The sequence below is a fragment of the uncultured Cetobacterium sp. genome (assembly GCF_947038635.1).
GTDB lineage: Bacteria > Fusobacteriota > Fusobacteriia > Fusobacteriales > Fusobacteriaceae > Cetobacterium_A.
On the sequence record NZ_CAMQXC010000073.1, the window covers coordinates 1 to 11118 of the forward strand.

Genomic DNA, 11118 nt, shown 5'->3' on the forward strand with positions numbered 1-11118 from the left:
GACAGGACAGAAATGTCTTCTCCCCAGACAAGACAGAAATGTCCGCTCATAATACTCCTATATACTCTAATAATTATACTCCTACTAAAAAAACGAAAAGTAGTAGTTCTATTTCTCAAGAAATAAAAGATTTATTAGAAACTGAAATTCAGGACAAGGGAACTATAGAAAACTTAATTGATGTTATAGCAACAAATCAAATTGAATTTGAAAGAGTTAAATCTGTAATTAATTACTCTAAGAAAAATGATAAGGGTTATGGATATATTTACCAAGCATTAAAAAAGAACTGGAATATTAAAACTGATAAACAAGTAAAAAATACAAAAATTGAAAAAACTATGGAATATATCACTAAGCAAACAGAAGAGAAAAAAGTAATTCAAGAAAATACAACACCTATTACTTTAACAGAAGATGATGAAAATAAAGCTATTGAAATCCTTGTAAAACAAGGCATTAATAAAAATCATTTAGCTAATATGAAAAAGAAAAGCAATAAAATTTATTTAAACACACTAAATTCAGCTTTAAGAAACATAATTTAAACACTTGTAGGCTTGATTATTTATTGATAAAAACGATTTTAAACAAAAATTAGTGTATTTATACTAAAAAGATTTTCAAAAGGCTTTTAAGTGCCTTTAAACAATTTAAACAATTTTAAAAGAGGTGAGTATGGAAATTATTAAAAAATTGGTCTTAATTTATTTGATTTTATTTAGTATTGGAGTTACTGGAGTATCAACAGTTATATTTGTAGCTACTCTTGATACTAGAAAAAATATTAAAAACGAAAAAGCATGGTGGCTTTTTATCTTACTAAGTGCAACATTTTTTCTACTTGGAAGCTCTGGAGTTACTTTTGGGATTGGTTCCCTTACTGGTAAGGTTTAGGTGATTTTATGGATATTGATGAATTGATTTTAAATGCTAAAGATGTATTTGACTTTAATGGAGCTTTAGTTATTGACTCTGACAAAAGATATGTTTTTAAAAATCATCCAGATCCTCAAAAGATAATTGATGAGTTTAATGACATTCTAAAAATGAGATTTGAAAATTGTAATGATGTTGACCGAGGAACTTATGTTTCCCCAGAAAACTATATTAAGACAAAAAAGCCATATACAGCAGAAGAGGAAGCATTTTTAATAGAACATCATAATAATCCTGAATATTGTTGTCTTAAACTTGAAAAATCAAAAAGGTCTGTTGGTGTAAAGATAAGATACCTTATAAAAAATGGATTTATAAAATAAAGGAGTGATAAAGAATGATTACTAAGACTAAAAGAAAAGCTAGATTAATCAAAAAATTTACAAAAGGAGCAATTAGATTAAGTACAGCAAATGGATCACACATTAGAAAAAATAAAAAAAGTACATTTAAAGGGATTGTCCATTGTTTATGCAAAGGTGAAGTTCTGAAAGAATTAAAAGTTGATATTATGCAGTTTATGAGTATTCACTCTAGAAGAAATAATATTAAGAGAAGAGAGGAACTTATTAAAGAACTGTATGGCCAACAATATACATATAAGCAAGTTATGGAATCTATAAGAACTGAAAATAAAAAAAGAGTAAAAGAAGAAGCTGAAATACTTAAAAAATATGGTTTCGGAGAGGTGAAATAATGATTTCAGCGACATTTAAAAATAAAACTGCTAGGATATGTCTTTCATGTATGAAGGGCTTAATTATAGCTGATAATACGACAAATAAATCACAAAAAGTTTATTGCTTAGATTGTGGGATTGAACATACTGTTAAATTTAATAAAAATGGAACTGTTAGAGTTGAAAGATTTGATAAAAAATTAAATCCAGAAAAACTAAAAGAATTAAATATTGAAAACTTAGAGTTCATTGAGCAATATGTGTTTGCGATTGCTAGGCATTTCAAGGAATGTGGTATAGATGTCTTGGAAATGTAAAGAGTGTGGAGGAGAGGTTGTTGAAATTGGTGTAGTTCCTATAACTATAATTAGATCTATTAAAAAAGATGGTAAAAGTGGAAAAATATTAGCACAACAAAAACATAAAACTGAACATAGTAAAGACTTTGTTTGTCTTAGTTGTAAAGAAAAAGCTCCTGTAATATATAAAGATTCATTAAAAATAATAGCTGATTGGGAGGAAGCTTAATGATAATGATTTTAGAAATGGATGAAAAAAATTATAATACTTTAAATTTAACCTTGAAACAATTTATGAAAATATACAGAGTTAAAAGAAATTTGACTTTAAAAGACATGGCTAAAAAGTTAGAAATATCAATTTCTTACTTATCAGCTATTGAAAATGAAAAAAGAGAACTTAGTATAAATTTTATAGAAAGTATTTTAGATAAGTTTGATTTTCTGGAAGATGAAAAAAATATCTTTGAACAAATAGTTACAAATTATTTTAAAAAAGATATAATAAATAAAAAAAAGAAGTTAGAAGAAATAGAATTAAAATTTTTATATAAATAATTTTTTATTTAATAATATATTTTATATTTAATTATTTAATAATTTCGGATGAATCTAAGCTAGTAAAATCAATACTTTAAATGGGTATAAAGGGTAGAAATTGTTACATGTTAGGGTGGTTATTGTTACAACAAAGGGTAGAAATTGTTACATGTTAGGGTGGTTATTGTTACAATAAAGGGTAGAAATTGTTACATGTTAGGGTAGTAGCTTTATTGACTTCTACCCATTCCTATGATATTCTTTATTTATAAAGGATTTATAGAATAATATTTACTAAAAATAAACTAACTAAGGGTAGATATTGTTACATATTTTTGTGGAGGATTTTATGAATAAAAAAAATAAAATAGTCCAATATAACAATGAAATGAATAATTTCAGTTTTGGAAAATTTAAGGAAAAAGAATTAGATTTATTTTTTAGTATTTGTTTTAAAGCTAAAGAGCAAGGATTAGAAAAAATAGAGATTCCATTTTCAGAATTAAAAGAATTATCCAATTATTCAAATAGAAATTTAGTTAGATTTGTAAAAGATTTAGAGGCAACATATGATAAATTAATGGATTTAAAGATAAAAAAAGGAAAAGATGAACTAAATTTTATAAAATTTAATTTATTTGATGAATATGAAATAAGTTCAGATAATAGAATGATTTCAATACAAGTAAATAAAAAATTTGAATATTTATTGAATAATATTTTAAAACTTGGAAATTATACAAAATTTGATTTGATTGAATTTGTAAGTTTAAAGAGTTCTTATTCTAAAAATATGTTTAGATTATTAAAACAATGGGATAATACAAGAAAATGGAGAAGTTTTAAAATTGAAGATTTTAGAAATTTATTATCTATTCCAGTAAAATATAGAATGTCAGAGATAGATAAATATGTATTAACTCCAATAATGGATGACTTACCAAAATATTTTGAACAATTAAAACTAGAAAAAATTAAAGAAAAAAATAGAGTTGTGGAGTTAAAATTTACTTGGAAGGGTAAAATTGATGAACTCGAAGAAGCTGAAATTATTGAAGTTGAAATTTCTCAAAAATTAAGTAAAGCAATAGAAAAAACAAAGAAAAATAAATTTATAACTTCAATTCTAACAGATGAAAACATACATAAATTAATTAATAAATATAAAGAAGCAGATTTAATAAAAGGATTAGATTATGCTTACAAAACAGTAAAACAAGTAATTCCTAATTTAACTTATCTTTTTAAAATTATTGAAACTGGAACTAAAAAAGATGAAATAAAGATAAAAGTTAAGCAAGAGAAAAAAGTGGAAAAAAAAGAGATTGAAATAGAAAGGGTAGAAATTGTTACATCATCTAAAGAACAGGGAAGTGATGACTCTTTATACCAAATGTTCTTAAATTCAGAGGAAGATATTCAAGAACCAATTTTAGAAAAAGCTAAAATTCTATTTTTAAAAGAGGTTGGAGCTGAAAATATGAATAAGATGTATGAAAAGTTTTTTAACGCATCTAAAAAGGAATTTATAATAAAAGCTATTAGAGTTGAATAATGGAGGGAAAAGTGGGAAAAGTAATTACTATAAAAAATAATAAAGGTGGAGTTGGAAAAACATTTATTACAACACAGTTAGCTGCTGGATTAGCTTATGGAGATAAAAAAGTATTAATATTAACATCAGATCCACAAAATAATGTATTTAATTTTTTATTTAAAGGGGATAAAACTTTTAAAAAAGGTCTTAAAGCAGAAGTTTTAAAAAAAGATGGAGAATATTTTAGACTTAGAAGCAATCTGTATTTTTTACCTTTAGAAGATGTTAAATTTTCAAATCAATTTTTAAAAGAAATAGTTAAATTTATAGAAAGAGTTAAAGATGAATTTGATTATATTTTAATAGATAGTATCCCAACATTAAAAATAGATGAAATATTTTTAGAATTATCAGATGATATTATAATTCCTAGTTATGCTGATGAACTAACAACAGAAAGTATTTTAGAGCTTTTGAAAACAATAGATGTTTCTAAAGTTAAAGCAATAGTAACAAATAGATATAAATCATCTTCATCAGTTCATAAAACTAATTATACAGAATTAAAAAATGATTTAGATGGAACTCCAATATTATTTACTGCCCCTATTGAAAGTTTAACTTTTATAGAGCTAATGATTCAAAATAGAAAAACTATTTGGGAGTATAATAATGCAACAGCTAAAAAAGTTCAAAATATATTCTTAGAGATATTAAAAGTAATCTAAAAGCAAGGGACAACTTGTCCCTAGCTTTTTTAAGGAGGGAAATTAATGAGTAAAGTTAGATTAGAGATTAAAAATATGATTCAAAACTCAATAGATAAAACAAATGTAAAAAAAGAAGAAGAGCATAGTTACAAAATAGATTCAATTGTAAATTTAGATTTGATTAGAGATTTAACAGATGATAAAGAAATTACTGATATGTTAATTTCTAAAACTACCTCTTTAATTAACTTACAAATAAAAAATGCTATTTCACTGGGAGAGATATTCACATCTGTTTTTGATAAATTATCTAAATCAGGAAGTAAATATGATGGATTATATGAAAAATGGTTACAACTAAATGGAGTAAATAAAAAAACAGCTTTAAGATATAGAAAAAGATATGAACTATATTCAATTGTTAATAATAAAGAAGCTATTGCAATTATGCCACAAAAATATGTGGATTTACTTTATTCAGAGGAAGATAAAGCAGAGTACATAAATATTATAAATAATGGTGGAACTTATGAGGAAGTTGTAAATTTATTAAAGGATAAGACTGCTATTCCTGAAAAGATAGAATATAATAATATAATAGATTTTGATTTTAGAAATTGTAATACACTTTTTGTTGATATTGATAAAAAAATAGAGAATTTAAAAGAAAAAGATAAAAAAGAACTACAAAAATATATAATGAAAATACAGGAGATATTAAAGTAATTGGGGGGAAAATGGGAAGTGTTATAACAACTACACAAATAATGAATAGCTTTATAATTTTAGCAGCAATGGGATTTAAAGAAATTGTTTTATCTGTGTTTTCATATAGGGATCATAGTTTTTATGATAGAGCAGACCAAAGAATAACTAAAAAATGGTTAAAAAATATTTTTATGTTGTTTTTTTATGCTTTTAGTAGTTTTATAATTGTTATACTATTAAAGCCAATAAATATAGAACAGTGTATATATTTTGGATTGTTTTATAGTCATAAATTTATCAATAAATTATTTAACGAGGAGACAAATGATGAACATAGACAATGATTTCTATATTTTAAAACAGAAGATTGAAGAAGTTGAAAATAAAAAAAATAAAATAAAGTTACATAAAATTTATCGTTATTTAGAACTTCGAAAAGTCATAAATGATGTTTATGATTTAGAAGAGTTTACATTAAATGGATATTATCAAAAGCTATTAAAATTAAAGGAAAATAATGAAATACCAAAAGACAATGATTTTTTTAAAAATATAGAAAAATTTGATAGTGACATAGAAAAATTAGAAAGAAATATTTTTACTTTTTTAAAATTTGAAGTTCTTTTAGTTTTCGTCACAACAATATTATTTGGATTACTTATTTATGTTTCATTGAAAAGTAATTATTTACAAGATTTTGATTCTTTAAAAAGTTCAAATTCGTTATATGTGTTATTTACTGCTTTAGTTATTTTATTAGGACTTGGAATTCAAAAAAAGTGGAGAGAAAATATAGAGGAAAAAGTTAAGGTATTAAAAAAATATGAATTAAAATAAAGAGAGGTTAAAAACCTTTCTTTATTAATTTTTTGTATATGCTTTTTTAAAATGATATAATATAAATAAAAATGTTGTTTTTAGAGTGTACCCTATTATAAATAGAAAAATAATAAAAATTTATATGAAAATTTATAGTTTTTTTTATAAAAAGTGTAGTAAATAAAAAAAATACTCTAAAACCGACAAAAAGGAGAAAAATGATAAAATATTATGTTAGAGTTTCAAGTGATACTCAAAATATAGATAGACAAATTTTGGCATATGATGAAGCTGATACAACTTATATTGATTATTGTTCTGGAAAAGATATAGATAGGCCTCAGCTCCAAAAGATGATTGAAGGAATAAAAGAGAATGATACAATAGTTGTTAAATCAATAGATAGACTAAGCAGAAGTACAAGAGATTTACTAGAAATAGTTGATATAATAAAAAATAAAAAAGCTAATTTAAAAATATTAGATTTGGGAATAGATACAAATACTCCAAGTGGAAAATTAGTTTTAACAATGCTTGGAGCTGTAGCTGAACTGGAAAGAGAAAATATAAAACAAAGACAAAAAGAAGGAATAGAAATAGCAAAGCAAAAAGGTATTTATCAAGGAAGAAAAAAAGGCTCTATAAAGTTAAATTCTGAACAACTTGATAGATTTAAAAAGTTTTATAAAAAAGGTTTTTCTAAAACTGATTTAGCTAAAGAATTTAATGTTCATAGAACAACTATTTATAGTTGGGAAAAAGAATTGAAAAATAGGGGGGAAATATGATGAATCAAAAATTTGTAAATAGTAGATTTTTGTTAGGTGAAGAATATTCTGAAGCAGTTTCAGCAGAGCATTTTAAAAAATCTGGAGATTTGGTAATTAATGACTATCCAGATGTAGGGTTATATTTATATAGACATTTTATTGAATTACAATTGAAATCATTGATGAAGAGATTTGATATACAATTTAATCATAACCATGATATTGAAAAACTTTTGGAAAACTTAAATGATATATTAAGTAAAGATAAAATATTGACTAATGAAGAAATAGTATTTATGTCTCAACTTATATTAAATTATGCAGATTTGGATAAAAAAGGAACTACATTAAGGTATCCTAATTCTAAAAATGGAGAAAATTTAATTTTAAGTGATAAATTTATAAAAAAATATGAAATAAACAATTTGGATAATCCTTATTTGTATAAAATAAATCCAGATGAAATAAAAGCAGATATTGATAAATTATTTGAAATTTTATTTAAAATACATAGTATTTTAGAAGAAAATAAATATTATGAAGAATATTATGAAAAAGAGCCTTTTTAGGCTCTTTTTTAGTCATATATTTAGTCAAAAGAAGTTCAAGACACCCCTTAAAATCGATTTTACGAGGTCATTTTTTTTCTAAATCTTTCTCAAATATTTCATCCTTATATTGTTGAAGTTTTTCTTTTAATTTAATGGGAAAAGGTACTCCTAAAAAAGTTGCATTTTCATAAATTGAAATTCCTTCATAACCAAGAAAAAAAGTAATTGTAGCAAATCTAAAATTAGCACTTTGCTCTGTTATCCCCAAAGCCTTATCAAGGGTGGCCGCTAACCATAAAATTAAAAACATTGTTACCTTTTTAATGATTCCATCATAACACTTATCACGACTAAGTTCAGTTTTTATTCCCTTCATTACACCAGTTATAAAATCAATAATCATTCCTATAACAAGCAATTCTAGCCATTTATCTCTACCACCTAAACAAACAACAATAATACTAATAATACTTCCAACAGCAATAGATCCCCAATTAAAAATATCATTTAACCATTCAAAAATTTTATTCATTACCCCTCCAGCTTTTAATACTTCTGTTTCCAAAGAATCCTGTTAGATAAACCATTATAATTTGATACATTCTATCATCCATAGGAAATATTGGAGATTCAACTTTAAATATAAATCCTATCCACATTCCTAAAAGATTACTTAGAAGAAATCCACAAAATATAAATGCTATTAGAGGAAATACCATACTTACTGCCTTTTCTAGATTACTTCCTCTTTTGTTATTATAGTCCTGCACTTCTAATTTTTTCAACTCTATTTCCATTTGTGATTGTGTATTTTTATCTGGAATAAATTTATTAATTATTTTCAAGGCTTCATCAATTATAATCATAGGTTTCCCCCTTTTTATTTTTCAAATGCCATTTTTCTTTCTGTAGTTATATCATCTTTGAATGAAATATGAATAAACCTTTGATTAGGATAAATAATAAGTTGGTCATAACTTAATCCACTATTTTTAATTTTATTGTATGCTTCTCTTAGATTCATTCCTACTGGAACAAAATCAATAGCTCTTCCATTCATATGATCTGATGTTTTAGAACCACCAACAGCATTATTTAATTGTAAATTTCTATAAAAGCTATTAACTGTACAAGGAACATTAAGAAATAATCTAACAGTATCCATTCTAGCGGCTGTATATGCCACTATTTTTTTTAAGTTTTCAGGAACAACATTTTTTATTCCTAATCTATCTCCAGTAGAGCTTTTGATTGATTCTTTTTCAGAAAAGTAATTTGATATTTTTTTATTCATTTCAACTCCTTTTTTCATATTTATATATTATAGGTTTTTTATAATAAGTTCAATTGTTTTTCTAACTCAGATATTTCAGTATCAATATCTGTTGAATCCCATCCTTTATTTGTGTATATCAATTTTTTGTTTTCTAATTCTATTATTTTATTTTGTAGTTCTTGTTTTAAAGCCTTTGTTTTTTCTATATCTATAATCCATTCTTCATTTTCCCATTTATAAATTTTTCCATCATTTGGGTACTCTTTAGTCAAAAGCTCTTTTGTTTCATGATTTAAATATTCTCCTGGTAGTAATTCTTTTTTTCCTACAACTACCATTTCATAATCCGATAAAGTTTTAATTGATCCGTTCTCAATAATTTCATTATCTTCTAAAGGTATAATTCCATTTATCTTTTTTTCATCTACTGTCATTTCTATAATTTCTTCTCCTACCAATTTAAAACCTTCTGGAACTATATAATCACCTCTTTCGACTAATTCTGATAACTTTGCTGCTCTTATATTTTGTAAGTTTTCATCCCAAGTAATAAAATGAGGTACTTCTTCTCCTTCAAAAGTTATAAACTCTTCATTTTCAATAACTGCATGACATAAAACTTTATTTTCCGTAGCTAATTTTTTATTTAATATAAATTTTTTCATAATTTTATCCTCCGATTATTTTAAGCTGTTCTTCTCCATCTATAAGCAACTATATATGGTTGTAAATTATTGTGTGGAGCTCCTGTTCCAGATGATGTTGTCTTAATAGATCCCATTCCTCCTAATGCTCCACCTTGTCCATACCAACCACTACCACTAATTACAGAAGTTACAGTATGTCCGTGAGGTCCATTTTGGGCTTCTGTAAGAGATTCTGTTTTTGTTCCGCCTGTTTTTCCAACTGAATTAAATTCAGATTCAGATGAATTTAACCCTACAACGACTTTACCATCCCCATACCTTTCCCACTGTGTTCCAGGCCAAGTTGTAGCGGGATGCGTAGTATTTGTTGTTGTAATTATATCTCCTACTCTATATGGGCAGTAAGTCGCCTCTGTTAGTACTTTACTATTATTAGATAGGATTTCTCCGCACGTAATTTTTGCAAACTTTGATGGACCAGAACAAAATCTAAAGCCATTTGGTATCTTATATCCAGAACCAACAGAGTAATTAACATACACATCTCCATCTGCTTTTAATCCAAATCCAATTTCATTTCCTTTACCTAAACCAAAACTAACTTGACCATTATGAAAACCATAAGTGTACCCCAAAGGTTCGTTTGGTATAGCTCCAATCTCAGATGCCGTAGGCTTTTGATTTGAAGTATACACTTTGCTCCATGGAGTCCAAGTGTCGTTGCTGGAATTTGTTGTAGTCCTTATGTATGTAACAGAGTCTACGTATGTAAATATCTGGGTAGTATAACCAGAGTTTTGAGTGAGTAAAGTACCATACACTCCACCACTTGTTGGTATTGGAAGATTGGAATATCCTGACCCAGCAATTTTATACGTTCCAGATTGATACGATGATCCGTATTTTATAGTGTTCAAATCAGTGCCACTTGGTATAGTAGAGAACGCACTCATAGAGCCAGTGTCTTTTGAGGTTGGTTTAAATCCTTGATGGTATACTCCAAAGTTCTTGATATATAGATTATCGCCTTTAACGTATTTTATACCATCTGCTCCATTAAACCACGTGTTAGTAGTACCAAATCCCATACATAAAGTGTGTACAGTACTTCCTGCACCATAATAACCAATACCACACTGTACTTCATCGCTATTTGAATCAGAAACTTCAAAACCTCTAGCAAATCCACCAGATGTTCGAGGTATTTTCATATCGATTCCTACACCTTGCATGGTAATTACCCCTGTAGCTATACCGCCATTTTTTGAAAGTTTCGAATCAACTTCATTCTTTAAATCTTGAGAGGTTCTATTATATCCCCCATGAGGTGTTTTTGTATTTATCATATTAGTTAAGTTTTCTCTGATATTATTCATCAAAGTTGTGTAATTAGTAACTAGCCAAGTTTTTAAATCAAATGCTCCTTTAGCAGAGAAAACTTTATTTGTATCATTTTCTGCTAAATCTGTTTTAACTTTATTAAATCCACTATTTTTAATAAATTTAGGTTCTTTTGTATCTATATCAGCCTTTAAATCTTCAGCTTTACCACTATAAGTCCCTTTATCAAGTTTTTTTGCTATATCTAACCTTAAAGCCTCTTTAGCCGCATTTATAGCATCTGTAAAGTTTGTAGTTAAAGT

The 11118-nt window shown here is 25.9% G+C and carries 18 protein-coding genes and 1 pseudogene; 14 read left to right on the top strand and 5 right to left on the bottom strand.

All coding sequences use genetic code 11. The features are described 5' to 3' along the window. The 14 genes and pseudogenes from Q0V08_RS07770 to Q0V08_RS07835 all read left to right on the top strand — a co-directional run. Positions 1 to 548, top strand: a pseudogene (locus Q0V08_RS07770) (hypothetical protein); the annotation flags it as partial. 130 nt (positions 549 to 678) lie between these two features. Then, entirely contained in the window at positions 679 to 897 is a 219-nt protein-coding gene (locus tag Q0V08_RS07775) for a hypothetical protein (RefSeq protein WP_297433648.1), read from the top strand. A gap of 8 nt (positions 898 to 905) precedes the next feature. Then, positions 906 to 1262, top strand: coding sequence for a hypothetical protein (locus Q0V08_RS07780; RefSeq protein ID WP_297433650.1), 357 nt, complete (start codon positions 906 to 908; stop codon positions 1260 to 1262). Between the two features lie 14 nt (positions 1263 to 1276). Then, the gene (locus tag Q0V08_RS07785) at positions 1277 to 1636 is read left to right on the top strand and encodes a hypothetical protein (RefSeq protein ID WP_297433652.1); all 360 of its coding nucleotides are present in this window, start codon (positions 1277 to 1279) and stop codon (positions 1634 to 1636) included. A 50-nt stretch (positions 1637 to 1686) separates the two neighbouring features. After that, the gene (locus Q0V08_RS07790; RefSeq protein ID WP_297433654.1) at positions 1687 to 1935 is read left to right on the top strand and encodes a hypothetical protein; all 249 of its coding nucleotides are present in this window, start codon (positions 1687 to 1689) and stop codon (positions 1933 to 1935) included. Continuing rightward, the gene (locus Q0V08_RS07795) at positions 1919 to 2146 is read left to right on the top strand and encodes a hypothetical protein (protein WP_297433656.1); all 228 of its coding nucleotides are present in this window, start codon (positions 1919 to 1921) and stop codon (positions 2144 to 2146) included. The genes Q0V08_RS07790 and Q0V08_RS07795 overlap by 17 nt, the downstream gene beginning before the upstream one ends. Beyond that, the gene (locus Q0V08_RS07800; protein ID WP_297433657.1) at positions 2146 to 2475 is read left to right on the top strand and encodes a helix-turn-helix transcriptional regulator; all 330 of its coding nucleotides are present in this window, start codon (positions 2146 to 2148) and stop codon (positions 2473 to 2475) included. The genes Q0V08_RS07795 and Q0V08_RS07800 overlap by 1 nt, the downstream gene beginning before the upstream one ends. Before the next feature lie 331 nt (positions 2476 to 2806). After that, entirely contained in the window at positions 2807 to 4012 is a 1206-nt protein-coding gene (locus Q0V08_RS07805) for a replication initiation protein (RefSeq protein WP_297433659.1), read from the top strand. Positions 4013 to 4023: 11 nt separating this feature from the next. After that, complete coding sequence (locus Q0V08_RS07810; protein WP_297433661.1) at positions 4024 to 4722, top strand: ParA family protein; 699 nt, start codon at positions 4024 to 4026, stop codon at positions 4720 to 4722. 45 nt (positions 4723 to 4767) lie between these two features. After that, on the top strand, positions 4768 to 5430 hold the full coding sequence (locus Q0V08_RS07815; protein ID WP_297433662.1) for a hypothetical protein: 663 nt from the start codon (positions 4768 to 4770) through the stop codon (positions 5428 to 5430). A gap of 11 nt (positions 5431 to 5441) precedes the next feature. Then, entirely contained in the window at positions 5442 to 5756 is a 315-nt protein-coding gene (locus Q0V08_RS07820; RefSeq protein ID WP_297433664.1) for a hypothetical protein, read from the top strand. Then, entirely contained in the window at positions 5740 to 6249 is a 510-nt protein-coding gene (locus Q0V08_RS07825) for a hypothetical protein (protein WP_297433666.1), read from the top strand. Before Q0V08_RS07820 ends, Q0V08_RS07825 begins: the two co-directional genes overlap by 17 nt. A gap of 200 nt (positions 6250 to 6449) precedes the next feature. Next, positions 6450 to 7019 carry a recombinase family protein gene (locus tag Q0V08_RS07830; RefSeq protein WP_297433668.1) on the top strand — a complete coding sequence of 190 codons (570 nt, stop codon included), beginning with the start codon at positions 6450 to 6452 and terminating at the stop codon, positions 7017 to 7019. After that, positions 7019 to 7570 carry a HEPN domain-containing protein gene (locus tag Q0V08_RS07835; protein WP_297433670.1) on the top strand — a complete coding sequence of 184 codons (552 nt, stop codon included), beginning with the start codon at positions 7019 to 7021 and terminating at the stop codon, positions 7568 to 7570. Before Q0V08_RS07830 ends, Q0V08_RS07835 begins: the two co-directional genes overlap by 1 nt. A gap of 67 nt (positions 7571 to 7637) precedes the next feature. On the opposite strand, the gene Q0V08_RS07840 is transcribed toward Q0V08_RS07835, so the two are convergent. From Q0V08_RS07840 to Q0V08_RS07860, 5 genes are all read right to left on the bottom strand, one after another. Next, positions 7638 to 8084, bottom strand: a complete 447-nt coding sequence (locus Q0V08_RS07840) for a phage holin family protein (RefSeq protein WP_297433672.1) — start codon at positions 8082 to 8084, stop codon at positions 7638 to 7640. Continuing rightward, positions 8077 to 8418, bottom strand: coding sequence for a hypothetical protein (locus Q0V08_RS07845; RefSeq protein ID WP_297433674.1), 342 nt, complete (start codon positions 8416 to 8418; stop codon positions 8077 to 8079). Before Q0V08_RS07845 ends, Q0V08_RS07840 begins: the two co-directional genes overlap by 8 nt. A gap of 14 nt (positions 8419 to 8432) precedes the next feature. Next, complete coding sequence (locus tag Q0V08_RS07850; RefSeq protein WP_297433676.1) at positions 8433 to 8846, bottom strand: D-Ala-D-Ala carboxypeptidase family metallohydrolase; 414 nt, start codon at positions 8844 to 8846, stop codon at positions 8433 to 8435. A 38-nt stretch (positions 8847 to 8884) separates the two neighbouring features. Continuing rightward, on the bottom strand, positions 8885 to 9493 hold the full coding sequence (locus tag Q0V08_RS07855; protein ID WP_297433678.1) for a hypothetical protein: 609 nt from the start codon (positions 9491 to 9493) through the stop codon (positions 8885 to 8887). 20 nt (positions 9494 to 9513) lie between these two features. Continuing rightward, positions 9514 to 11118, bottom strand: a 1605-nt coding sequence (locus Q0V08_RS07860; protein ID WP_297433680.1) for a hypothetical protein, incomplete at its 5' end; no start/stop codon positions are given.

Bases quoted from the DNA above. Each gene is read 5' to 3' on its own strand.
- Q0V08_RS07775 (WP_297433648.1), top strand. From the start codon at position 679: ATGGAAATTATTAAAAAATTGGTCTTAATTTATTTGATTTTATTTAGT.
- Q0V08_RS07780 (WP_297433650.1), top strand. From the start codon at position 906: ATGGATATTGATGAATTGATTTTAAATGCTAAAGATGTATTTGACTTT.
- Q0V08_RS07785 (WP_297433652.1), top strand. From the start codon at position 1,277: ATGATTACTAAGACTAAAAGAAAAGCTAGATTAATCAAAAAATTTACA.
- Q0V08_RS07790 (WP_297433654.1), top strand. From the start codon at position 1,687: ATGAAGGGCTTAATTATAGCTGATAATACGACAAATAAATCACAAAAA.
- Q0V08_RS07795 (WP_297433656.1), top strand. From the start codon at position 1,919: ATGTCTTGGAAATGTAAAGAGTGTGGAGGAGAGGTTGTTGAAATTGGT.
- Q0V08_RS07800 (WP_297433657.1), top strand. From the start codon at position 2,146: ATGATAATGATTTTAGAAATGGATGAAAAAAATTATAATACTTTAAAT.
- Q0V08_RS07805 (WP_297433659.1), top strand. From the start codon at position 2,807: ATGAATAAAAAAAATAAAATAGTCCAATATAACAATGAAATGAATAAT.
- Q0V08_RS07815 (WP_297433662.1), top strand. From the start codon at position 4,768: ATGAGTAAAGTTAGATTAGAGATTAAAAATATGATTCAAAACTCAATA.
- Q0V08_RS07820 (WP_297433664.1), top strand. From the start codon at position 5,442: ATGGGAAGTGTTATAACAACTACACAAATAATGAATAGCTTTATAATT.
- Q0V08_RS07825 (WP_297433666.1), top strand. From the start codon at position 5,740: ATGAACATAGACAATGATTTCTATATTTTAAAACAGAAGATTGAAGAA.
- Q0V08_RS07830 (WP_297433668.1), top strand. From the start codon at position 6,450: ATGATAAAATATTATGTTAGAGTTTCAAGTGATACTCAAAATATAGAT.
- Q0V08_RS07835 (WP_297433670.1), top strand. From the start codon at position 7,019: ATGAATCAAAAATTTGTAAATAGTAGATTTTTGTTAGGTGAAGAATAT.
- Q0V08_RS07840 (WP_297433672.1), bottom strand. From the start codon at position 8,084: ATGAATAAAATTTTTGAATGGTTAAATGATATTTTTAATTGGGGATCT.
- Q0V08_RS07845 (WP_297433674.1), bottom strand. From the start codon at position 8,418: ATGATTATAATTGATGAAGCCTTGAAAATAATTAATAAATTTATTCCA.
- Q0V08_RS07850 (WP_297433676.1), bottom strand. From the start codon at position 8,846: ATGAATAAAAAAATATCAAATTACTTTTCTGAAAAAGAATCAATCAAA.
- Q0V08_RS07855 (WP_297433678.1), bottom strand. From the start codon at position 9,493: ATGAAAAAATTTATATTAAATAAAAAATTAGCTACGGAAAATAAAGTT.